Annotated in this window: 22 protein-coding genes; 7 read left to right on the forward strand and 15 right to left on the reverse strand. The window is 39.3% G+C overall.

Features of this window, described 5'->3' with window-relative positions:
* Positions 1-8 precede the first annotated feature (8 nt).
* Positions 9-692: a ribose-5-phosphate isomerase RpiA gene (gene rpiA / locus D8848_RS00700; RefSeq protein ID WP_125442824.1), complete on the reverse strand. Its 684-nt coding sequence runs from the start codon at positions 690-692 to the stop codon at positions 9-11.
* A 230-nt stretch (positions 693-922) separates the two neighbouring features.
* Between rpiA and D8848_RS00705 the strand changes: the two genes are divergently transcribed.
* Positions 923-1,108, forward strand: coding sequence for a hypothetical protein (locus tag D8848_RS00705; RefSeq protein WP_125442825.1), 186 nt, complete (start codon positions 923-925; stop codon positions 1,106-1,108).
* A 24-nt stretch (positions 1,109-1,132) separates the two neighbouring features.
* Here D8848_RS00705 and D8848_RS00710 read toward each other — a convergent pair whose 3' ends face one another.
* The 5 genes from D8848_RS00710 to D8848_RS00730 form a co-directional block, all read right to left on the reverse strand.
* Positions 1,133-1,984: an NAD(P)H-hydrate dehydratase gene (locus tag D8848_RS00710; protein WP_125442826.1), complete on the reverse strand. Its 852-nt coding sequence runs from the start codon at positions 1,982-1,984 to the stop codon at positions 1,133-1,135.
* Between the two features lie 14 nt (positions 1,985-1,998).
* Positions 1,999-2,820 carry a phosphate ABC transporter ATPase gene (locus D8848_RS00715; RefSeq protein ID WP_125442827.1) on the reverse strand — a complete coding sequence of 274 codons (822 nt, stop codon included), beginning with the start codon at positions 2,818-2,820 and terminating at the stop codon, positions 1,999-2,001.
* A 137-nt stretch (positions 2,821-2,957) separates the two neighbouring features.
* Positions 2,958-3,815 carry a bifunctional methylenetetrahydrofolate dehydrogenase/methenyltetrahydrofolate cyclohydrolase gene (locus D8848_RS00720; protein WP_185756828.1) on the reverse strand — a complete coding sequence of 286 codons (858 nt, stop codon included), beginning with the start codon at positions 3,813-3,815 and terminating at the stop codon, positions 2,958-2,960.
* 177 nt (positions 3,816-3,992) lie between these two features.
* Entirely contained in the window at positions 3,993-4,727 is a 735-nt protein-coding gene (locus tag D8848_RS00725) for an amino acid ABC transporter ATP-binding protein (RefSeq protein ID WP_023946442.1), read from the reverse strand.
* Complete coding sequence (locus D8848_RS00730) at positions 4,727-5,410, reverse strand: amino acid ABC transporter permease (RefSeq protein WP_125442829.1); 684 nt, start codon at positions 5,408-5,410, stop codon at positions 4,727-4,729. The genes D8848_RS00725 and D8848_RS00730 overlap by 1 nt, the downstream gene beginning before the upstream one ends.
* A 190-nt stretch (positions 5,411-5,600) precedes the next feature.
* Between D8848_RS00730 and D8848_RS00735 the strand changes: the two genes are divergently transcribed.
* The 5 genes from D8848_RS00735 (at position 5,601) to D8848_RS00755 (ending at position 10,029) form a co-directional block, all read left to right on the forward strand.
* A complete protein-coding gene (locus D8848_RS00735) occupies positions 5,601-5,831 on the forward strand; it encodes a DUF1797 family protein (protein WP_000443570.1) in 231 nt (76 codons plus the stop codon).
* A gap of 231 nt (positions 5,832-6,062) precedes the next feature.
* Complete coding sequence (locus D8848_RS00740; protein ID WP_125450634.1) at positions 6,063-8,321, forward strand: ATP-dependent Clp protease ATP-binding subunit; 2,259 nt, start codon at positions 6,063-6,065, stop codon at positions 8,319-8,321.
* Positions 8,322-8,451: 130 nt separating this feature from the next.
* Positions 8,452-8,904, forward strand: coding sequence for an NUDIX hydrolase (locus D8848_RS00745; protein ID WP_125442831.1), 453 nt, complete (start codon positions 8,452-8,454; stop codon positions 8,902-8,904).
* Positions 8,905-8,962: 58 nt separating this feature from the next.
* Positions 8,963-9,262, forward strand: a complete 300-nt coding sequence (locus D8848_RS00750; protein ID WP_125442832.1) for a DUF1827 family protein — start codon at positions 8,963-8,965, stop codon at positions 9,260-9,262.
* 134 nt (positions 9,263-9,396) lie between these two features.
* Positions 9,397-10,029: a GNAT family N-acetyltransferase gene (locus D8848_RS00755; protein WP_125443001.1), complete on the forward strand. Its 633-nt coding sequence runs from the start codon at positions 9,397-9,399 to the stop codon at positions 10,027-10,029.
* Positions 10,030-10,076: 47 nt separating this feature from the next.
* Here the strand turns inward: D8848_RS00755 and ezrA are convergent, their stop codons facing one another.
* The 7 genes from ezrA to D8848_RS00790 all read right to left on the reverse strand — a co-directional run bounded on the left by ezrA (position 10,077) and on the right by D8848_RS00790 (position 19,898).
* The gene (gene ezrA, locus D8848_RS00760) at positions 10,077-11,804 is read right to left on the reverse strand and encodes a septation ring formation regulator EzrA (RefSeq protein WP_125442833.1); all 1,728 of its coding nucleotides are present in this window, start codon (positions 11,802-11,804) and stop codon (positions 10,077-10,079) included.
* Positions 11,805-11,885: 81 nt separating this feature from the next.
* Positions 11,886-13,832 (reverse strand): DNA topoisomerase (ATP-hydrolyzing) subunit B, encoded by a 1,947-nt coding sequence (gene gyrB, locus D8848_RS00765; protein ID WP_000134040.1) that lies wholly within the window; start codon positions 13,830-13,832, stop codon positions 11,886-11,888.
* A gap of 14 nt (positions 13,833-13,846) precedes the next feature.
* On the reverse strand, positions 13,847-14,410 hold the full coding sequence (locus tag D8848_RS00770; RefSeq protein ID WP_185756829.1) for an HAD family hydrolase: 564 nt from the start codon (positions 14,408-14,410) through the stop codon (positions 13,847-13,849).
* Positions 14,411-14,494: 84 nt separating this feature from the next.
* Positions 14,495-15,049 carry a DJ-1 family glyoxalase III gene (locus tag D8848_RS00775; protein WP_125442835.1) on the reverse strand — a complete coding sequence of 185 codons (555 nt, stop codon included), beginning with the start codon at positions 15,047-15,049 and terminating at the stop codon, positions 14,495-14,497.
* Positions 15,050-15,059: 10 nt separating this feature from the next.
* Positions 15,060-16,283, reverse strand: a complete 1,224-nt coding sequence (locus D8848_RS00780; protein WP_000830662.1) for an FtsW/RodA/SpoVE family cell cycle protein — start codon at positions 16,281-16,283, stop codon at positions 15,060-15,062.
* Between the two features lie 36 nt (positions 16,284-16,319).
* On the reverse strand, positions 16,320-18,770 hold the full coding sequence (locus tag D8848_RS00785) for a bifunctional DnaQ family exonuclease/ATP-dependent helicase (RefSeq protein WP_125442836.1): 2,451 nt from the start codon (positions 18,768-18,770) through the stop codon (positions 16,320-16,322).
* Positions 18,771-18,968: 198 nt separating this feature from the next.
* On the reverse strand, positions 18,969-19,898 hold the full coding sequence (locus tag D8848_RS00790) for a peptidase U32 family protein (protein ID WP_125442837.1): 930 nt from the start codon (positions 19,896-19,898) through the stop codon (positions 18,969-18,971).
* A 139-nt stretch (positions 19,899-20,037) separates the two neighbouring features.
* On the opposite strand from D8848_RS00790, the gene D8848_RS00795 reads away from it, so the two are divergent.
* Positions 20,038-20,325, forward strand: a complete 288-nt coding sequence (locus D8848_RS00795; protein ID WP_125442838.1) for a DUF3270 domain-containing protein — start codon at positions 20,038-20,040, stop codon at positions 20,323-20,325.
* A gap of 33 nt (positions 20,326-20,358) precedes the next feature.
* Here D8848_RS00795 and ciaH read toward each other — a convergent pair whose 3' ends face one another.
* Positions 20,359-21,693 (reverse strand): two-component system sensor histidine kinase CiaH, encoded by a 1,335-nt coding sequence (ciaH, locus tag D8848_RS00800; RefSeq protein ID WP_125442839.1) that lies wholly within the window; start codon positions 21,691-21,693, stop codon positions 20,359-20,361.
* Entirely contained in the window at positions 21,683-22,357 is a 675-nt protein-coding gene (gene ciaR, locus D8848_RS00805) for a two-component system response regulator CiaR (protein WP_000590639.1), read from the reverse strand. Before ciaR ends, ciaH begins: the two co-directional genes overlap by 11 nt.
* Positions 22,358-22,367: the final 10 nt, after the last annotated feature.

Here is a 22,367-nt window from a genome sequence, read left to right on the forward strand (position 1 = left end):
TATGTTGATTAGTTTGCTTTTGTTGAAGTTAAAATCTGAACCCCGTCTCGTCCAGCAACGATGACCTTATCCACCATTTGGTTGAATAAGCCGTGCTCCACGACACCAACGATATGGTCCAATTCTTGGCCAAAGGCAATTGGATCCTCGATGACATCTAAGGCAAGGTCAATGATAAAATTCTGCATATCGGTCACAAAACGTTGGCCGTCTTTTTCACGGAAACTTGGTTTGTAGCCAGCTCGCTCAAAACGACGAAAGACCTGTTCTGCGCCATACTGAACCACTTCCACAGGCAATTTAAAAGCACCCAGTTTGTCTACCAGCTTGCTTTCATCCACTACCCAAATATATTCTTTTGAGGGCGTTGCCACAACCTTCTCCATCAGAAGGGCACCACCACCACCTTTTATTCCGTTAAACTGACTATCCACTTCATCCGCCCCGTCGACTGTCATATCGACAAAGTCTACATGGTCAATAGACTTGAGTGGGATATTAAGCCCTTCAGCCTGTTTACTGGTCACACTAGAAGTTGTTACAGCTGTAATCTGTAACCCTTCTTCCTTGATACGGCGACCGATTTCTTCGACAAAATAATAGGCAGTAGAACCCGTTCCCAGTCCGACAACCATGCCATCATTGACAAACTCAGCAGCCTTGATACCTGCCATTTTCTTCAGATTTTCCACTCAAACACCTCCATTAAAGAGCTGCTTTTATTATAACATGTATCCGTTTTTATTTCATGGATACACTGGAAAAATCCGAACATTTTTATTTTTATGTCCACCTTGTTTTGTTAGTTAGAATCTTAGATATGAGAACTTGTAGATAAAACAGGTCCTAACCAAAAGCAGCAACAGTTGATTTTTTATCATAAAGATGATTAAATAGGTAAGTACAGAAAAGGAGAAATAAGATGAACCCATTAGATTTGTTTAATCAAGTAAAAGAACTAATCGAGACAAAAGATTTTGAAGCTGCAAAAATATTCGTTGCAGAAAATCAAGATCAACTCGGAGAATACTTCTCGCAAGCTCAGCAGTTGATTTCTGGTTCTGAAGGTCTAGATGGCCTCGTTGGAAAGATTAAAGGATTTTTCTAAAAAATACAAAGGCGCCTGAAACAATCAGGTGCCTTTTTGAGATATTTTTTTCATTATTTTGGGAAGATGACTGCTGATTTCCGTCGGCAAGACCACATAATGTTCTTGAACTAGTTCTTGGGCTATGGCTGAATGAAGATGGGTCGCTACAGTTACGAGTTCATAAAGACTGGCTTGTTTAAACTGGCCTGCAAATCCTGCAATCATTCCAGCCAGAGTATCCCCCATTCCCCCAGTAGCCTGATAGGGACCACCAACCTGTAACTGGTAATAATCAGACTGGCCAACCTGCCAAATACGAGTAGCCGGACCTTTCTCCACCAAAATTGTTCCTTGAGGAAAAGAAGTCAGGGCACTAGCTGTTGCATCTTCATTTTGCTTTTCAATAGTAATTCCAGACAATTTTTCCCATTCTTTTTGGTGGGGAGTTAGGATAAGCTGACTGGAAGGAAATGACAAATTTGTTCTAGCAAGGATAGTTAAGGCCCCTCCGTCTACAATCAAAATCTGATTTTGGCTTAAGCTAGCAAAGACCTGTTTTACAAGATTTTCTCCAAAAGCATCGTCTCCTAAACCAGGTCCCACTAAGACCACTTCTGCCTTCTCCAACTGCTCTTTTAACAGTTGCTGGTCTTGAAGAGAAAAGGCCATAGCCTCAGGTAAATGACTGTGCAAAGCTGGGATATTTTCCCTATCTGTTCCAACAGTCACCAAACCAGCTCCACTTTTAACAGCTGCCAAAGCAGCCATGATGATAGCACCACCATAAGGATAAGTCCCACCCAGTAACAGCAGACGGCCATAGTTTCCTTTATGACTTGTACGAGAACGTTCAATAATGACTTTTTCTAGTAAGGTTTGATCAATCACTTTCATCGTTTTTTCCTCAACTATCCTTTATCTGATTGTTTTAAAACAACTTGATAGACTTTCTTATTCCACTCTTCTAAGTCTTCTCCAGCATAGTCAAGATAATGCACCCTATCTTGTATTTTAGTTGGAATAATATTTTCAAATTGGCTCTTATTATGAGTTGGAATAATGCAAATATACAACTCACTAAATAAATTCAACACGTCCTTAATTTTTGCAACATGGTAGCCATCAAAAATATAACCAGTAACTTTAATCAAATCTGTATAGATAAAATGAAAACTCACTCCAGGAATAAACTTGTCTTGTAATTCTTTCTTTGAAGGAGCTCGACCTAATAAACGCTCCATCGCTAATCGATAACCAGAACTTGTATTTGACCACCCTAACATGACATAGTCAAAATAATCTATCGGATCCGATGCAGCATTTCGACTATCCAAAACCAACTCCTCAGCATCTCGCCCAAAGGCTTTCACAGCAGATAAGAGCTGACCTGTTTTAAAGATAGAAATCGCTGCATCTATAGTCGTAGTATGACTACAGTAATCTGAAGTCACTAACCTCTTATGTAGATCATAAGTCGAGGCTACTCTTTTATCTGTAGGGGTAAATGGTGGCAGAAAGGGATGCTGACAGATGTAATCTAAAATTTCTTTTTTTAAACAAGAATCAGCACACTCAATACTTGTTTGACGTTTATGAAGTTTTTCGTAAGCTATAAATTTAGCAATTTTTTCTAATTCCCACTCTTGAATATTTGGATAATCAATTAGTGCTAAGTAGTATATTCCATCCCATTGTAAACTATATTCCCTATTATAAATTTTTAAAATCATCTAATCACCTCACTCCATTATACAACAAAAAGGAGGCGCATACCTCCTTTTATAAATTTATTTCTAAAATTTAATATTCATTTCTGCCATTTTAGATATAGCTATAGAAAATACACTTTCCTCGGAAAATTTTTCTCTTATTTTCTATCCAATGTCCGGAGTGCTGCTTGATAAGTTTGCTCCATCAGCATAGTAATGGTCATAGGACCTACACCTCCAGGAACTGGCGTAATATGGCTAGCAAGTGGGGCAACTGCCTCATAATCCACATCCCCACAGAGCTTACCATTTTCATCGCGGTTCATCCCGACATCGATGACAACTGCACCTGGTTTTACAAAGTCAGCAGTCACAAACTTAGCACGACCGATTGCAACAACCAGAATATCTGCTTTAGCAGCCACCTTGGCAAGATTATGAGTCCGTGAGTGGGTCAAAGTCACTGTAGCATTCTTTGACAAAAGAAGCTGGGCCATAGGTTTTCCAACGATATTGGAACGACCGATGACGACCGCATTTTTACCTTCTAAGTCAATCCCGTATTCATGGAACATTTCCATAATCCCTGCAGGTGTAGAAGGAATCATGACTGGATGACCAGACCAGAGACGCCCCATGTTTAAGGGATGGAAACCATCCACATCCTTTTCTGGGTCAATGGCCAACAAAACTGCCTCTTCATCAATATGTTTTGGTAATGGTAACTGGACCAAAATTCCATGCCAAGCTGGATCTTGATTGTATTTGGCAATCAAGTCTAACAATTCCTCTTGAGTAATGGTATCTGGAACTCGCACAACTTCACTACGGAAACCAGCCGCAAGGGCTGATCTCTCCTTGTTACGAACGTAGACTTGGCTGGCAGGATTGTCCCCAACCAAAATCACTACCAAACCAGGTACTAGCCCCGTTTCTTCCTTTAATCTTGCAGTCTTTTCAGCCAGCTGTCCTTGTAACTTAGCTGCTAGAGCCTTCCCATCTATAATCTGTGTCATATCACTTCTCTTTTCTTTCAAATATCTTCCATTATACCAAAAACTGCTAATCCCCTCTAACACTTCTTTCCTAGGCTATCTTATAGTTTCAAACTATAAGAAAAAGCTCGGTTCGAGCTTTTCATTAATCTATATTTTATATGTAAAGTTAGTTACAAATAGCTAAACAAAGCTAACTTATAAAACCTTACTCAAGAAGTCCTTAGTCCGTTGTTCTTGGGTTTGTTCAAAAATCTGTTCAGGTGTTCCGTCTTCAACAACCACACCGTCTGCCATAAAGATGACACGGTCTGCCACCTCACGAGCAAATCCCATTTCATGTGTTACGATAACCATAGTCATTCCTGACTTGGCTAGATCTTGCATAACACCTAGAACCTCACCAACCATTTCAGGGTCCAAGGCTGAAGTTGGCTCGTCAAAGAGTAAAACATCTGGTTCCATTGCCAAACCACGCGCAATGGCAATCCGTTGTTGCTGTCCACCTGACAAACTCTGTGGATAAGCAGTTGCCTTATCTGGTAAACCAACTTTTTCCAAAAGTTCCTGAGCTCTCTTCTCTGCAACTTCCTTACTTTCACCTTTGGTCTTGATAGGAGACAAGGTGATATTTTCCATCACAGTCATATTAGGAAAGAGATTAAATTGTTGGAAAACCATGCCCATCTTCTCACGCATGGCAAACAGATCATTCTTCTTGTCCGTAATATCGACTCCTTCAAAGATAACCTTCCCCTTGGTCGCTTCTTCTAACAAATTCATAGAACGAAGCAAGGTAGATTTCCCGCTTCCTGAAGGACCGATGATGACGACAACCTCTCCTCTTTTAATCTCGAGGTTGATGCCCTTCAATACTTCATTCTTTCCAAAGGATTTATGTAAATTTTCAATTTTTATCAAGGTTTCTGTCATTATTTTTTATCTCCTTGTCCCATACGTTTTTCAAAAGCTTTCAAGGCTACTGTCAAAATAGAAGTCATAATCAAGTAATAAAAGGCTGCAAATAAAAGTGGTGTTAAAGGTAGATAGGTTGTTGTAGAAACTGTTGTAGCCCCATTCCACAACTCCATGACACCGATAGCTGATAAGAGGGAACTATCCTTGATAATAGTGATAAATTCGTTTCCCAATGCTGGCAAAATATTTTTGATAGCTTGTGGCAAAATCACATAGCGCATCGCATTTTTAGGACGAATCCCTAAAGAATAGGCCGCCTCTAACTGACCCTTAGGAACCGCATTAATTCCGGCACGAACAGTCTCAGAAACATAAGCACCACTGTTCATAGAGATAATCAAAATCCCTGGAATCAGACGAGAAAGGTCAACACCTAAAATTCCAACCTGAATAGTCGGAGCATTGATGTGCATAAGGGCAAAGGCAATCATAATCTGAACCATCATCGGTGTCCCACGGAAAATCCAAACGTACAAGTTGGCGAGCCAAACAAACGGTTTAAACTTTGAACGTTGCCCAAAAGCCAAGACAACACCCAAAATAGTCCCAAAAAAGACAACGCAGATAGAAATGAGAACCGTCACAACAGCCCCATAGTTAAAATAAGGTAAATACTTTGGTAAAAAAGAAAAATTCATAGTCTCACTGCTTTCTAAAATAGAATACTGTATGATTATAACATGAGTTGAATTAAAATTCAAATCTTTTGTCTAATTTATTCAAAAAATCTTTAAGCTGGTAGAATTAGCGAGAAATCTTAGTTTTTTCTAGGCAAGTTGACCTTCTTTATGGTAAAATAGTAACGATAAGAAATGAAGGAGAATCAAAATGGAATCACATTTGGTTAGAATCATCAACCGCCTTGAAGCAATGGCAAAAGACGGCGGAAATTTAAAACGTAATTTTGAACGCGAAGGAGTTGTTGTTGCAGAAGTTGCATACAGCCACGACGAAGAAAACGGATCAATCTTTACCCTTCGTGATGTAGAAGCTCGCGAAACTTATACGTTTGACAGCATTGACTTGATTGCAATGGAGATTTACGAACTCCTTTACTAATACAAAACAAGCTGGGATTACACCCTGCATGTCTAACCAAAATCCTTTTTGTCTCACAAATAGGATTTTTTTTATAGTCCAAATCCACAAATATTTTCATTATAACAACTTCTCAAAGCTGCAATCTTTTTACTTGCTTTACACCCCAATCCTGTTATAATGAGAGTATAGAAATTTGACTATTTTTGACCATTAAACAGGCCAAGCTAAAGAAAGAAATGAGGTAGATGTATGCTTTGTCAAAACTGTAAAATCAATGACTCAACAATTCATCTTTATACCAATCTCAATGGAAAGCAAAAACAAATTGACCTCTGTCAAAACTGCTATAAGATTATCAAGACAGATCCTAACAATAGCCTCTTTAAAGGTATTACGGATCTGAACAATCGTGACTTTGATCCCTTTGGTGATTTCTTCAATGACCTAAACAATTTTAGACCTTCTAACAACACTCCACCGACTCCCCCAACCCAATCAGGTGGAGGTTACGGTGGAAATGGCGGTTATGGTTCCCAAAANCGTGGACCTGCTCAAACTCCTCCACCAAGCCAAGAAAAANGCCTGCTGGAAGAATTTGGTATCAACGTAACTGAAATTGCCCGTCGTGGAGATATTGACCCCGTTATTGGCCGCGACGATGAGATTATCCGTGTCATCGAAATTCTCAATCGCAGAACCAAGAATAATCCTGTTCTTATCGGTGAACCTGGTGTCGGAAAAACTGCCGTTGTCGAAGGTCTAGCTCAGAAAATCGTTGATGGCGACGTTCCACATAAACTACAAGGCAAACAGGTCATCCGTCTTGATGTAGTTAGCCTGGTCCAAGGAACAGGTATCCGTGGACAATTTGAAGAACGCATGCAAAAACTCATGGAAGAAATTCGCAAACGTGAGGACATCATTCTCTTTATCGATGAAATCCATGAAATTGTTGGTGCTGGTTCTGCGGGCGATGGCAATATGGATGCAGGAAATATCCTCAAGCCTGCCCTTGCTCGTGGGGAACTGCAACTGGTCGGTGCTACTACCCTCAATGAATACCGTATCATTGAAAAAGATGCTGCCCTAGAGCGTCGCATGCAACCTGTTAAGGTCGATGAACCAACGGTGGAAGAAACAATCACTATCCTCAAAGGTATTCAAAAGAAATACGAAGACTACCACCATGTTCAGTATACTGATGCTGCAATTGAAGCAGCTGCAACTCTGTCCAATCGCTACATCCAAGATCGCTTCTTGCCTGACAAGGCCATTGACCTCCTAGATGAAGCTGGTTCAAAGATGAACTTGACCTTGAATTTTGTGGATCCTAAAGTAATCGATCAGCGCTTGATTGAGGCTGAAAATCTTAAATCTCAAGCTACACGAGAGGAAGATTTTGAGAAGGCCGCCTACTTCCGCGATCAGATTGCCAAGTATAAGGAAATGCAAAAGAAAAAGGTCACAGACCAAGATACTCCTATCATCAGTGAGAAAACCATTGAGCACATTATCGAGCAGAAAACCAATATCCCTGTTGGAGATTTGAAAGAGAAAGAACAATCTCAACTCATCCATCTAGCTGAAGACCTCAAATCTCATGTTATTGGACAAGACGATGCTGTCGATAAGATTGCAAAAGCTATTCGCCGTAATCGTGTCGGTCTCGGTACGCCTAACCGTCCAATTGGAAGCTTCCTCTTCGTCGGACCAACTGGTGTCGGTAAGACAGAACTTTCCAAACAACTAGCCATTGAACTTTTTGGTTCTGCTGACAGTATGATACGCTTTGACATGAGCGAATACATGGAAAAACACAGTGTAGCTAAATTAGTTGGTGCCCCTCCAGGTTATGTTGGCTACGATGAGGCTGGGCAATTAACTGAAAAAGTCCGCCGCAATCCATATTCTCTTATTCTCTTGGATGAAGTAGAGAAAGCCCATCCAGATGTTATGCACATGTTCCTCCAGGTCTTGGACGATGGTCGTTTGACAGATGGGCAGGGACGTACCGTTAGCTTCAAGGACGCCATCATCATCATGACTTCAAATGCAGGTACAGGTAAGGCAGAAGCCAGCGTTGGATTTGGGGCTGCTAGAGAAGGACGTACCAATTCTGTTCTCGGTGAACTCGGTAACTTCTTTAGCCCAGAGTTTATGAACCGTTTTGATGGTATTATCGAATTTAAGTCTCTCAGCAAGGATAACCTCCTTCAGATTGTCGAGCTTATGCTAGCAGACGTTAACAAGCGCCTTTCTAGCAACAACATTCATTTGGATGTAACTGAAAAGGTCAAGGAAAAATTGGTTGACCTCGGTTATGATCCAAAAATGGGAGCACGCCCACTTCGTCGTACTATTCAAGACTATATTGAGGACGCAATCACTGACTACTACCTTGAAAATCCAAGCGAAAAAGACCTAAAGGCAGTTATGACTAGCAAGGGAAACATTCAGATCAAATCTGCCAAAAAAGCTGAAGTTAAAACTTCTGAAACAGAAAAATAAATACTATATAAAAGGAGTAGAAAATGAAATTTTTCTGCTTCTTTTTTACTAAAATAACTGTAATTTCTTGACAGCTTGCCCTTTGTCCATTATGATAATAATAACGATACTAGATAATGAGGAAAATTCAATGGCAAACCCAACTTTCGGAGAAAAAAAAGCGAATACAGACTATGTTGCACGCTATGGAGTGTATGCAGTTATCCCTGACGCTAAACAAAAACAAATAGTCTTAGTTCAAGCTCCTAATGGTGCTTGGTTCTTACCAGGTGGTGAAATTGAAGCAGGTGAAAATCATCAAGAAGCCCTAAAGCGTGAATTGATTGAAGAGCTCGGCTTCACAGCTGAAATTGGTACCTATTACGGACAAGCTGACGAATATTTCTACTCTCGTCATCGTGACACCTACTACTACAATCCTGCCTACCTCTATGAAGCGACTTCTTTCAAAGAAGTGCAAAAACCACTAGAAGACTTTAATCATATTGCCTGGTTCCCTATTGACGAGGCTATTGAAAATCTCAAACGTGGTAGCCATAAATGGGCTATCGAATCTTGGAAAAAACAGCATAAGATTGACTAAATCAAGCTACTTTATTCAAAAAGTGCTATAATAGAATTAGAAAATCGGAGGAAATGTTATGAAGCTTATCAATACGACAAACTCACACTCGCAACTTGTAAAAAGCCAGCTAGAAAGTACAGATGCAACCCTTGTTGAGGTTTATTCTGCAGGGAATACAGATGTTATTTTTACCCAAGCTCCGCTTCACTATGAAATCCTCATCTCAAACAAACACCGCGCTATTCGCGAGCCTGAAATCGAAGCTATTCAAGAATTTTTCTTGAAACGTAAAATTAATAAGGACTCTATTGATGAGGCCAATATCAAAACCCTCTATTCAGAAAAATTAATTGGAATTTCAATTCCGACCAAATAAAATCTTGGAGAGATTTGAAAGCTATTGAACCTTATAGCACAGAGTTGGGTTCTAACTTGCTTTTTAAATCATCTCCATTTTTTTATCTTGAAATCCTATCATTCATGGTTTTATGGCTAACAAAGGAGACAAGTATGGGAGACATGATATATCGAGAGGCAAGACTTGAAGAATACGAAAAAATTGGAAAACTATTAGCCAAGTCTTTTCTTGACTATCCTTTTTTAACGATTTTAAAAGACGATTTGAAGAAACCTGACTCCTATCCTGCTTTTGTAGAAACATTGCAAATTCTGCTTACTAGAGTCTATATTAAAAAAGGAAACTGTTTAATTGCGGAACAAGATGGAGAATTACTAGCAGTCGCCCTTTTGCAACAAAAGGATTTCTGTATACTATCCTATCTACGAAATGGAGGAACAAACATTTTTCGCTACATTCGACCGCAAAATTTCCTTAAATACTTTGACTTTGTAAAACGTTCCAAAAAGCATTTAGAAGAATCTGGAGAGTTTGATTGGTATTTGATGGCTTTAGCTGTCAATATAGAAAGTAAGGGGCAGGGAATAGGCAGTACTTTTCTGACACAAGGAATTGAACCTTATGTCAAATCAAAAGGCTGTAAACACTTGGGTTTCATTACCAGCACAGCAAGAAATGCCTCATTCTACGAAAAAAACGATTATGTCCTACTAGACTTTATGGAGATAGAATACGGTTCAAGATCAATTGGTAACTGGGCATTTTTAAAAACAATGAATAAATAAAAAAGATTTGGTTCTGTGAGAAGCAGAACCAAATCTTTTTTATTATGTTAGAAACGAATCGTCTCACGTGTTTTTTCATATGAAGTGACAAAACGGTTGGTTACACCTGGTTCTGCAACTTCCAAAGCTTGCGAAATCTTATCAAATGAAGCATGGTAATCAAATTCTTTTTCAAAAATTTCTAATGATTCATTAAAGGCTTCTTGAATTCGTTCATCAAATGAGCGGTAACGGTTCGAATACTGTAGCAATTGTTCTGTCAATGTTGCATATTGAACAATATTATAGGTTTCTTCTTCAAGTACTTCCATATTATTTGTTGTAATTTCAAGCATACGGTTCACAGCTTCAATATTGACCTGGGCTTCTTCTAGTTCAGCCATCAACTCTTCAGTATGGTTACTTGCTGTAAAGAACAACTGTAAGAAATTCTGAGGAATACCTGGAAGATTACGTTTTTCCATATATCTCTTAATTGTGTGAAGACGATTAACATAAACATTTGCCTTCTGGCGAGCATTGATATCATCTTTTTCAATCTGAGCAAGACGTTGACTAACCGCAACTTGTTCATCTTCAATTTCCTTCAAAGTCGCTTGTAAGTTTTCCAAACGATCTTCAAGGAATGAATAAGGTTCAGAATGTTCCTCTTGTTCAGAAGTTAATTCCAATACAGATTCTTCCAAAGACTCTAACTCAGCTTGTAATCTATGAACATGACTAACATCCGTTTCAGATAGTAGGTAATTGTTACTCAATCGTTGAATATCTTCCACTAAAACAGCATTACTATCTTTCATGTGTTTCAAATATGTAGGAAGAGTTGCAACTAAGCCTTCTACTACTTTTTGAGCGGAGATTTCTCGTGTAAAGATATCATAGAGTGAATTGATTTCTTCTTGAACTTGAGTATTTTCATACTCAGCATTATCCAACTCTAATTGTTCAATATTTTCGTGGTTTTTCTTCAAAGCTTCATAAAGCAATTGGAAGCGAGATTCAATATCTGTTTCAGCAAAATGATAATTAGCATCTAAAAGCTTACGGTAACCGTCTTCCAAATCTTCCAATTGATCAGGTAGCTCTTTAGATAATGTTTTTACAATCGCTGGCAGGCGGTCAACAATGTGACTCAAAGCCAAGATATGATTTTCAGCATTATCCAAAATCACAGCAGCTTCTACTGGGTCACCTGAAGTGTTTAAAGTAACAAACTGAGAAAACTCTGATTGGATATTTTCCAATTGTTTTTCGATTTCAGATAAACCTTGGCCATATTCTTCAGAATGATCAGCCACTCGGTGTTGTAACTCTTCAAACAAGTCCAAGGTATGAAGAACACGTCCACTATTTTTAGACTCTTGTTTCTCCAAATCTGCTAAAGCATTGCGAATTGCTGCAATATCTTCTTCAATCAAGGTAATTTGACTCTCGATTTGGTCAATTTGATGACTGGCCTTGAAAAAACGGAATGAGTTGTTATAGCCTTCTGCCTCAAAAAGATTATTTTCGATATCGGCAAAAGAGTTAAGAGATAGGTCAACCCATTTTTGGTTCCACTCACGGAAAGTCACTTGACTTTGTCCAATCAAGTGCATATTTTTTACAGCTTCAACTTCATCGTTTACTGGAAGATTGTACAGCTCTTCTTTTTTCTCTTCTAAAATTGCTAATTTACTTTCATTGCGTTTTCGTACGTAGATTGCGATAGCATAGGCAATCACTAAGAAAACTGCAACTGCAATTGCAAGATATATTACTAGACTACCAGACATATTAAACTCCTTTTTTACTTGAAACAATCGTAACGATTATATCATATTTTTTAGACCAAGGGAACTACTTCTCCCGATTTTTTAGACATCAAGTGTACTATAGACGGCATTTTCTTCGATAAATTCACGACGAGGCTCTACTCGATCCCCCATCAACATATCAAAGATTTTATCTGCCTCAGCTGCGTCATCCACAGAAACTCTGGCCATCAAGCGATGCTCGGGATCCATTGTTGTTTCCCATAACTGATGATCGTCCATTTCACCAAGACCTTTATACCTCTGAATAGTTGGTTTGGCACGACCTTCACTGTGGCGGGCTAAGGCTTCTTGGAGTTTAATTTCTTGGTCTGCTCCTGGCTGGATATATTCTTTAATCTCGCTTCCAACCTTAACACCATAGATTGGTGGTTGGGCGATATAAACATAACCAGCTTCTAGAATTGGTTTCATATAACGATAAATCAAGGTTAAAAGAAGGGTACGAATGTGAGCACCATCGACATCGGCATCGGTCATCAAAACGAGTTTTTGGTAACGGGCTTTTGAAACATCAAATTCTGCACCAAATCCTGTTCCCATCGCTGTGAAAAGACTACGAATTTCTTCGTTAGCTAGAATCTTATCCATACTTGCCTTTTCAACGTTCAAAATCTTACCGCGAATTGGAAGGATAGCCTGGAACTCACGGTTACGACCTGATTTGGCTGATCCACCAGCTGAATCTCCTTCGACGATGAAGAGTTCTGTTTCAGCAGGATTGTTAGAAGAACAGTCTGCTAGTTTCCCTGGAAGATTGGAAATTTCCAAACCAGATTTTTTACGAGTGACTTCACGCGCACGCTTGGCAGCCACACGAGCCTTAGCAGCCAGAATTCCTTTTTCTACAATGCGTTTTGCAATTTGAGGATTCTCCATAAGGAAATCAGAAAAGGCATCACTGAAGAGGCGATTGGTAATCTTGACCACTTCGCTATTCCCCAATTTGGTCTTGGTTTGTCCTTCAAACTGTGGATTTGGGTGTTTAACTGAGATAACTGCAGTTAATCCTTCACGAACATCTTCCCCTGTTAGGTTGTCTTCATTGTCTTTCAGTAACTTATTTTTACGAGCATAATCGTTGATAACACGTGTCAAGGCTGTACGGAAACCTTGTTCATGCGTTCCACCTTCATGGGTATGAATATTGTTGGCAAAACTCATGACATTTTCATGGTAACCCGTTGTGTACTGCATGGCTACTTCAACTGTGATATCATCCATCTCACCGTCAGTATAGATTGGTGTATCAAAGATAACATCCTTGTTCTCATTGATATATTCAACGTAGCTAGCAATCCCACCTTCATAGTGGTAATGCTTAGTTTGTTCTAACCCCTCACGCTTATCTGTAATGGAGATTTGAAGACCGCGATTTAGAAAGGCCAACTCTTGAATCCGTTTATTTAATTTATCAAAATCAAAGGTTGTTGTTTCAGTGAAAATTTCTGGATCCGGTGTAAAGTGAACTGTTGTTCCCGTTTTATCCGTATCTCCAACCACCTCAAGGTCTGCGACAACATGACCACGACGGTATTCTTGGTAATGAATTTTACCATTTTTGTGGACATGAACGTCTAATTGAGTAGAAAGGGCGTTAACAACTGAGGACCCCACTCCGTGAAGACCACCTGAGACCTTATATCCGCCACCGCCAAACTTTCCTCCAGCGTGAAGAACCGTAAAGACTGTCTCAACAGCAGGTCGGCCTGTTTTTTCCTGAATATCGACTGGAATCCCACGCCCATCATCGACAACAGTGATGGAATCATCTGGCTCAATAAAGACTTGAATATGACTGGCAAATCCTGCCAAGGCCTCATCGATTGAGTTATCAACGATTTCCCAGACTAGATGGTGAAGACCTTCTTTTGAGGTTGATCCGATATACATTCCTGGACGCATACGAACAGCCTCTAAGCCCTCTAAAACTTGAATTTGGCTGGCATCATAATCTTGTGCCTGCAGATTTTTGATTTCTTCTGTCATCTTATTCCTTTTTCTTACATGTCTAATACTTGTCTTAAATTCACGATACTGGTAAACAAGTGGGTAGCTAGTCCTGCAGCTTGACCTGCTTCAATATCAATAGGACGATCACCAATTACAATACCAGAGCTAATCTGATACTTTTCTCTTAAATAAAGCATGGACTCAGGATTTGGTTTTCTCTGAAAGCCTGAGTTAGAAGTCACCACTTCTGTAAAATAAGCTGCTATAGAGGTTTTTTCTAAAATTTCCAAGACCTGATCATTACGATGAGATACCAAAAAATGACGGCCACCTTGATTCGAGATATCTTTCAATAAATCAGAAACTCCATCAAACAAAATCGGATGTTCTAGCTCTCTGGCTTCATTTTCCTTGTACTTTTCTAAAAAATTCTCTAAGTTGGGAGCGAATGTCTCAATCGCAAAATCAGTAGAAACCTTTAAAGCCTGATAGACACTGTCATGGTCTTCTGTGATGCCATACAATGCCAATGTTTCAACAAATGCAGCTGTTGAAGTTTCGTAATTATCCAGTAAAGTTCCACCTAAATCCCAGATATAATCGTGATATTTCATACCCTTCATTATAGCATTTTTTTATGAAAAAAGCGATGATTTCCCTGAGTTTTCCACATAAAAAACGAGAGTTTGACTCCCGTTTTACTGATTTTTACCAAAGACATCTCGATAGAGCATTCCTGTTCGTAAAGTCTCTGCGTCTCCTCCTAATTGCTCCACCAACTCGTAGGCAAAGGCAAGGGCTGTTGAGGGGCCTCGACTGGTTATCAAATGACCATCTACCACTACTGTTTCCTTTACATATTGACCATCAAAGATTTGCTCTTGAACGCCATCATAGCAAGTGTACTGCTTGTTTTTCAATAGCCCTGCTTGATTGAGGGCAATTGGCGCAGCACAAATGGCTGCTAGTTTTTTTCCTTCTTGCTCGAAGCTTTGCAACTCTTGAATCAAGGCCTGATTATCGCGCAAATGTGCAGAACCAGGCATGCCACCAGGAAGAACAACCATATCATAGTCTGATAAATCACCATCAAAGACACGATCTGCTCTTACTTGGATTGCATGCGAACCAGTCACTTGCTCTTCAAACCCAACCATATCACAAGTGATATTTGCCCGACGCAAAACATCCACAACTGTCAAAGCTTCAATTTCTTCAAAGCCCTGGGCTAACATGACTGCTACTTTAACCATGATTTTCTCCTTATTTGATTTGTTTTAATACAACCTTTTTCCGTTTGAATGGAACTTTTCCGCTCTTTTCTTCAGCTAAATTAGTCTGGTAACTCATAGATAAAAGCAAGCCAATACCAATCAAGTTACTGATAATAGCCGATCCACCTTGAGAAATGAAAGGTAGGGGAATCCCCGTCAAAGGAAGCAAACCTGTCACAGCACCGATATTCTCAAAGATATGGAATAGCAACATCATAATCAAACCTGTGGAAATATAGGTGTAGAACTGGTTATTTGATCTAAGAGTAATCTTCAACATACGGTAAATCAGCATGAGATAAAGGGCGATAACAAGGACAGAGCCAATAAAGCCAAAATCTTCTGCAATGACCGTAAAAATCATATCAGACTCACGAACTGGAATAAGCAGATTCGAAGCATTAAACCCTTGACCAAATAAGCCACCGCTCCCAATGGCAATTTGTCCTTGAGCCTGCTGGTAAGTAGTTGTTTGGGCAAAGTCAAATGGATTAAGCCAAGCCAAGATACGATTGATTTGGTAGGTCGGCATTCCCAGTTGATGGAGAAAAGCCCGACCGTCCTTGCTGATAAAGATGGCTAGAAAACCAGCAATTCCTGTTACAGCAGTCACAAATACTGGGATAATAATTTTCCAAGAAACTCCTGATAGCAAGACGATTCCTGAGAAAATGGCTACAAAAACCAAAGCTGTCCCCAAGTCACTTTGAAGTGCCAAAAGAACTAGGACTGGAATGGTAAAGAGAATCATCCAAAAAATCAGCAAGAAATCCAGCGGAACTGTACGTCTCCATTCCTTATGTTTTTTTGTAAATTGGACAATCACACGAGCCAACATAAGGATATAGGATATCTTCATAAATTCTGATGGTTGGAACAAGGTAATTCCATTTACTGAAATCCAGTTTTTAGCACCCGTGGAGGCAACTAAGCTTGGATTATAAAAGACAATCGGCAAAACCATAAGTCCCAAGCCTAAAATATATAGAAAAGGAGTCACCTTCCAAAGAAATTCTGTATTAAAGAGCATGACGACAAAACCAATCACAAGCCCCAAGGCAATCCAGGCGACCTGCTGCCCTAAAATGGGCAGAATATTATTTGGATAATCATGACTAACGGCTATATAAATAGCCACCACGCCGATAACCAGTAGAAAAAATACTGGCAAGAGCAAACTATAATCGACTCTAGAGTCGAGAGAACGTTTCATATACACTAACCTTATACTTTCATACTATACTATTTATCAAAGTTCATTTAAAAATCTATCAACAGCCTCATCAATTTCGGATCGAGAGACGGTTTTAACAGTCGCTTCTTTTGCTAGAGAAGTCACAATTTGTTTGCCATATCGCTTTCCGACAATTCTCCTATCCAAAATAAGAGTTAAGGAACGTTGGTGTTCGCGTCTCATACTTCTTCCCAAAGCCTGTTTTAAACGAATAATGGCCATTGGCAACTGATAATCATAAAAGGCATTTTTTCCTTCCTGATTCAGTTCCTGATTAATCTTTTTCGTCAAGGGCTCTTGAGGATTTTGAAAAGGAAGTCTTGGTACAACTTGAATCACAAAAGGATGACTTGAAAAATCAACTCCCTCCCAGAAACTTGCTGCACCTAGCAGGATTTGTTGTTCACCTTTTTCAAAGCGTTTCTTCAGTTGATGAACATCCCCATTTTTATACTGGGCCAGATGGCTAACTGGAAGTAAATCCGATACTGCTAGAAGCATATCTTTAGCAGTAAAGAGAACCAAAATCGGTTGTTGGAAAACTTGAACATCCATCAGCAAATCAGCTACCTCTTTGGCGTAGACTTCTAAGGAGGTTTCTGTTACTAGAGGAAAATCTTTGACCAAGACCACTTCTTGATCCTGTTTTTTACAAGCTTCAATCTTAACAAATTTAGCTTCGGGATAGCCTAACAGGTCTGCCAAAGAAACTCTTTGACTAATCTCAAGAGTGGCCGACACTCCCAAGACTTGGCATGAATCAGGCACTAAGGAAGATAGAAGAATACGGCCTGATTTTGTAGAAGAAATCTGAATTTTCTTTTGACTCGTTTCAGTTGCTTCAAGCCAGTAATCACCTTCAGCCGTAAAATAGCGGACCAGTTCCCCAAAGCCTTCTACCTCTAATTCTGAAAAATACTGATGGAGATTGGCAAGAGAATCTAAGATATTTTTCCTAGATTTGCCAGACTGAAATTGTTCTATCAAGTAGAAGCACTCAAAGCGAATACTTTCTAGTATTCGTTGCTGAACCTTATTTTGCTCCTCCAGTAAAGCCTTATCAAGCAAATCGATAATAGACTGGATATCGTAGGTCTCTTGAAGCAGATTTTCTAGGGCCAACAAAACTTTTTGGACTTCATCAATAATCAATAAACGATCACTGACAAATTCAGGATTATCTTCAAGTCTGGTTACAAGATAGGCATGATTGGTCACTAAAAGCTTGCAAGTCTCTGCCCTTTCCTGACTACGTTTCCAGAAATCTTCCGTCACAAATAAGCTTTGAGATGATAAATTCCCGTCATGACGAAGATCTGTTAGAAAATGTTGGTAACGGTAGAGTTGACCAATTTCATCAAAATCTCCTGTCTCTGTCTCAGTCAGCCAGACCAAGAGTTGCATTTTAAAGCGTCTAAATAAGCGATTTTCATCATTTTCCTGCAAGGAACGATAAAAGGCATCCAACTTCAGATAATTGTGTGGTCCCTTTAAACTATGAATATCTATATGGAACACATCCTTGAGACGTTTACCTTCTTCTTCCATGATTTGATTTTGAAGAATCTTTGTCGGAACACTAAGAACAATTTGACGCTCTTTGTCTTGAGATAAAGCGGGTAAGAGATAGCCATAGGTTTTCCCAATCCCTGTAGGTGCTTGAATCAGAGAGACAGGCTCATCTTTCAATAGCAAGCCAACCTCTTTAGCAAAACTTTCTTGTCGTTCCCTCACTTCAAGGTTCAACAAAGAAATATTTTTAGAAAAATCTTGGGATAGTTTTCGTGGCTCCAGGGGAGCTCCAGTTTTCTTGAAATACAGTCCTTGAACTTCGACCAAGTCTGAAGAACTCAGGATAGATTGGCTGCGATAAATTTCTTCAATAACCAGGTAAGACTCGTATAAGAGAGCATCAGCCATTTCCAGCAAGCGTTCCAAGAGACCTTTAGGAAGCTGGGCCATCTTTTCTCGTAAAAAAAGAAGTAATTCCGCTGTAGCTTGGGCATCTGAAAGGGCTGTGTGAGCGTGCTTAAGAGGAATTCCTAATTCTCGACACAATATCGGCAAGCTATATTTTTCCAGTTCAGGGAAAAAGACCTGAGCCAATTCGACCGTGTCAACACGAGGATTTCTTAGTTCATAGCCTTCAAAAAATAAATTTTCCGCCAAGAGATTAGCATCAAACTGAACATTATGGGCTACAAAAATCCCATCCTCCACCAAGTCAAAAATTTTTCTGGCAACTTGCGAAAAATCAGGTGCTTGCGCCAGACGTTGGTCTGTCAATCCTGTCAGTTCTTTGATATGAGCATCCAAGGGTTCATGTGGATTGACATCCGTCGTATAGTGATCGACGATTTTTCCGTCCTCAATCACGACAATTCCCACTTGGATAATTTTAGCCTTACTACCTGTGCTAGTTGCCTCTAAATCAACCACAACATAGCGATTACCAATCGTTTTCATTATAAAAAATTATACCAAAAAAAGGGCCATTTGACACCTGCAAACATAGGATAATTTTCAAACTCAAGAAGGTTACTTGTATTAAAAATCCCAGCAAACAGAGCATCCTAGCCTACTTATTTTTTGAAAATATTGGAGAATAAGAAAAATTGAGAGAAGAAATGTTTGCATCTTCCCTCTCTCAACGAATCATTTACTTTATTTAACCATGTCAGGATCGTAGTCATAAAATCCTGTATCAAGGAAACGGTTTTTAGGGTGTAACTTGCGCACTTCTTCATCTAGCAAGAAGGCTTGGTCATGGCTAAAGTTACCCTCTTGAATCAAGCTACGTGCCTGGATAAAGAGTTTTGCAATCTCAACAAAGTTCTGACCAGGTGTATAGAGACCTTCTAATTTCCAGTGAGTAAAACCATGCTCTACCAATTCTGTCAATTTTGTCATCAAATCAAGGTCATTGTTGGCAAAAATGTGGGTTCCATGATTGTCTTCAAAAATGGAATAGTGACTCTCTGGGTCACTTGGCTCAGCCAAGAAGAGGTCACGCTTGCGCGTCTTTTCATCATCGATGTGCGTAAAGTTATAGTAATTTTGCAAAAGCGGACGTTTAGAATGATGAATAACACTAGCACCATACACCAACACTTCAGCAGGAATTTCCAAAATCTCTGGCATTTTGAAAAGTTCAGCTGATGGAATTTCACGCGCCAAAACAGCCTCAGATGCGCCAGCCTTTTGTCCCCAGAAGTTAATCTGACGACTGCTTGTTACCATGGTTGAAGCATCGTAGATGGTCTTAAATGAATAACCATCGCGATTGACTACGTAAAAGACACCTGCATCCCCAATCGTAATGTAGTCTGTCTTGATTTCTTCCAAGAAATCGAGGAAGGGCTTGATACGATCCATCATATCTTGGTGCATGAGGGCATTGACTGCAACGATCAATTCCTTACCAGTATCATGAACCAAATTAGCGATTTCACGCAATTCGTCATAACTAAAGGTCGTTGGCAGACGAAGACCAAAATCTTTCTCACCGACATAGATACGGTCTACGCCAGCTTCGAGCAGTTGTTTAACTTGTTCAATACTTTCAGCAGTTGCTGTAATGATAATCTTTTCCATAAGGAAAATTATACCATATTTCTGGAAAATCAGCCATTCTTTAAAAATGAAAAGGGACTTTATTCTTATTGTAACCTTTCTGTAATAATTCTCTGCTGAAAAAATGATAAAATAGGTATGTACTGTTAAGGAGAGAATAATGCCCGTAAGAAAATTACAATCCTATGAGGTAGACAATCAAGAAGAATTAAGCCAGCAGGTTCCTCGCTATCAAGATTATACACCTGAAGCACAATCTGATGCCAATCTCAAGGAAATCCTATTTTTTGTTAATATCGCTGTTTTTTGTATCTGTATTGCCATCTTTAGTTTTATCTTTTTAGCATTAAAATTATCACCTGCTCTTGCCTTTGCCGCAGCAATCGGATCCAGCTTACTTGTTTTAAAAATTCAACGGTTTATTATCAAACGAAAACGTAGAAGATAAATCCAAAATATCGCCCCGTCTGGAGCGATATTTTTATTTTTTCTTTTTAGATGGTGTGTGGATTGCAATCTTCACTTCAAAGATTGTTCCCTTTGGTTTATTATCTTTAACAGTAATGGTTCCTTTTAGGGCATCTACAATTTGCTTGGCTAGAGATAATCCTAAACCAAAACCACCTTTTTGACGAGTTCTAGCCTTGTCCACTCGATAAAAGCGGTCAAATATTTTCTTCTTATCTTCTGCGGAAATACCGACTCCATTGTCGGAAACTAGCAAATAAAGATTACGATCAGTCGCTGAAATCATAAAATCAATTTCACCATCCTCCTCAGTATATTTGATAGCATTATCAAACAGGATGGTCATCAATTGTTTCAAAAGAAGCTGATCTGTGACAATCGTTCTATGAATGCGATTTTCAAAACGGAAGACACGGTCATTTTCAGAAGCAATCATCTCATAGTTTGTGAAAGTCGTGTTAAAAAAGCTAGTTGGAACTTCTGCAAGTTCTGGCTTAATTCCATCATCTCGTCGAGCTAAGTTCAGCAAGTTTGTCGTCAAAAAACGCATATTTCGGACTTCTTCCAAACTCGATGCAATGCTTTCGCTCACATCCATAATGGTAGCTTCTGGCTTACGAAAAAGGGTCTCTAAACGATTTTGCAGAACTGCAAGTGGAGTTCGTAACTCATGACTGGCATTTTCCACAAAAGACTGCTGCTTCTGCATACTCTCAAGCAGAGGTCGGACACTGACTCGAGCTAGATAGAGACTGGCAATCAAAGACAAAATCCAAAAACTAGCCATCACGACCACAATCAGTTGCTCATGCTTTTGACTGGCTTGCTCCAACTGACTGGTATTAATCAAGACAGCCGCATACTTGATATTGGTTGAAACCGAACTGATATTGGTTTCCATCAAAATCATGCGATAGATTTCTTCCTGTCCATAGCTATTAAAAACCTGAATTTGATAGATATGGCCTAGTTCTTTCTTCTCTAGCTTAATCTTATCCAATCCCAAAAATCGATTTCCAGAAAGGAGCTGGGTAAAATTCTTATCAAAAAGAATAACCTCCGTATTGGAACTGACATTGGGTTTTATCTCAGTCTTGCTAGTATCTGTAGCAGCATTCTCTAAATCTTTAATCTCTTCTGTCGCCCTATTTACCGCAAGCTGAATAACTGCCTGAGGATTGTTACTCAAGCCATGGAGCGTATCATCCACCGAAGTATAGAGACTCGAATGCATGACCTGCAAAATAATCAGAGTCATGGTAGAGAAAATCAGGGTGAAGACACCGAAGTTGCGGATAAAGTAACTAAAGTCATCCGCATACCATGTTTTTTTTAGTTTACTGAACATCTTTTAAAATATACCCAACACTACGCAAGGTTTGCAAATTCTCTGCAAAAGTGGTTCCTTTTAATTTCTTACGAACTTTTGAAACATAGACTTCGACAACAGAAATCGTTGTATCACTATCAAATCCCCATAGACGATCAAAAATCTGAGTCTTCGGCAAAATAACATTTTGATTTTGAAGGAAATAAACTAGTAAATCGAACTCTTTCCCCAGCAATTCGACGGGAGTATCTTCAACCTTAACGGTATTTGTAGACAGATTAACCACAATATTTCCATAAGTCAAGGTGTTTTCATTAAACTTACCTGAACGTTTGAGAAGGGCTTGAATCCGCATTTTGAGTTCTTCTAGGTAAAAAGGTTTGGTCAGATAATCATCCGCTCCTAGTTCAAATCCATGTCCCTTGTCATCCAAACTTTCCTTAGCAGTCATAATCAGAACTGGGGTCGTAATTCCCTTTTCACGCAATTCTTTCAAGACTTGGAAACCATTTTTTTCTGGCAACATCAAATCGAGCAAAATCAAGTCATAGACGCCACTCTCAGCTTCGTAGAGACCTTCTTCTCCATCAAATACCTGCATGACATCCGCAAAATCGTCTAAAAAGTCAAATACTGAATTTGACAGGCCTAGGTCATCCTCAACTAATAAGATTTTTATCATGAGAAACTCC

Source organism: Streptococcus mitis, assembly GCF_003942775.1.
In the GTDB taxonomy this organism is placed as follows: domain Bacteria; phylum Bacillota; class Bacilli; order Lactobacillales; family Streptococcaceae; genus Streptococcus; species Streptococcus mitis_CN.

What these genes read in the sequence shown, in the direction of transcription:
- D8848_RS00705 (WP_125442825.1), top strand. Translation starts at nt 923, where the DNA reads ATGAACCCATTAGATTTGTTTAATCAAGTAAAAGAACTAATCGAGACA.
- D8848_RS00710 (WP_125442826.1), bottom strand. Translation starts at nt 1,984, where the DNA reads ATGAAAGTGATTGATCAAACCTTACTAGAAAAAGTCATTATTGAACGT.
- D8848_RS00715 (WP_125442827.1), bottom strand. Translation starts at nt 2,820, where the DNA reads ATGATTTTAAAAATTTATAATAGGGAATATAGTTTACAATGGGATGGA.
- D8848_RS00720 (WP_185756828.1), bottom strand. Translation starts at nt 3,815, where the DNA reads ATGACACAGATTATAGATGGGAAGGCTCTAGCAGCTAAGTTACAAGGA.
- D8848_RS00725 (WP_023946442.1), bottom strand. Translation starts at nt 4,727, where the DNA reads ATGACAGAAACCTTGATAAAAATTGAAAATTTACATAAATCCTTTGGA.
- D8848_RS00730 (WP_125442829.1), bottom strand. Translation starts at nt 5,410, where the DNA reads ATGAATTTTTCTTTTTTACCAAAGTATTTACCTTATTTTAACTATGGG.
- D8848_RS00735 (WP_000443570.1), top strand. Translation starts at nt 5,601, where the DNA reads ATGGAATCACATTTGGTTAGAATCATCAACCGCCTTGAAGCAATGGCA.
- D8848_RS00745 (WP_125442831.1), top strand. Translation starts at nt 8,452, where the DNA reads ATGGCAAACCCAACTTTCGGAGAAAAAAAAGCGAATACAGACTATGTT.
- D8848_RS00750 (WP_125442832.1), top strand. Translation starts at nt 8,963, where the DNA reads ATGAAGCTTATCAATACGACAAACTCACACTCGCAACTTGTAAAAAGC.
- D8848_RS00755 (WP_125443001.1), top strand. Translation starts at nt 9,397, where the DNA reads ATGGGAGACATGATATATCGAGAGGCAAGACTTGAAGAATACGAAAAA.
- ezrA (WP_125442833.1), bottom strand. Translation starts at nt 11,804, where the DNA reads ATGTCTGGTAGTCTAGTAATATATCTTGCAATTGCAGTTGCAGTTTTC.
- gyrB (WP_000134040.1), bottom strand. Translation starts at nt 13,832, where the DNA reads ATGACAGAAGAAATCAAAAATCTGCAGGCACAAGATTATGATGCCAGC.
- D8848_RS00770 (WP_185756829.1), bottom strand. Translation starts at nt 14,410, where the DNA reads ATGAAATATCACGATTATATCTGGGATTTAGGTGGAACTTTACTGGAT.
- D8848_RS00775 (WP_125442835.1), bottom strand. Translation starts at nt 15,049, where the DNA reads ATGGTTAAAGTAGCAGTCATGTTAGCCCAGGGCTTTGAAGAAATTGAA.
- D8848_RS00780 (WP_000830662.1), bottom strand. Translation starts at nt 16,283, where the DNA reads ATGAAACGTTCTCTCGACTCTAGAGTCGATTATAGTTTGCTCTTGCCA.
- D8848_RS00785 (WP_125442836.1), bottom strand. Translation starts at nt 18,770, where the DNA reads ATGAAAACGATTGGTAATCGCTATGTTGTGGTTGATTTAGAGGCAACT.
- D8848_RS00790 (WP_125442837.1), bottom strand. Translation starts at nt 19,898, where the DNA reads ATGGAAAAGATTATCATTACAGCAACTGCTGAAAGTATTGAACAAGTT.
- D8848_RS00795 (WP_125442838.1), top strand. Translation starts at nt 20,038, where the DNA reads ATGCCCGTAAGAAAATTACAATCCTATGAGGTAGACAATCAAGAAGAA.
- ciaH (WP_125442839.1), bottom strand. Translation starts at nt 21,693, where the DNA reads ATGTTCAGTAAACTAAAAAAAACATGGTATGCGGATGACTTTAGTTAC.
- ciaR (WP_000590639.1), bottom strand. Translation starts at nt 22,357, where the DNA reads ATGATAAAAATCTTATTAGTTGAGGATGACCTAGGCCTGTCAAATTCA.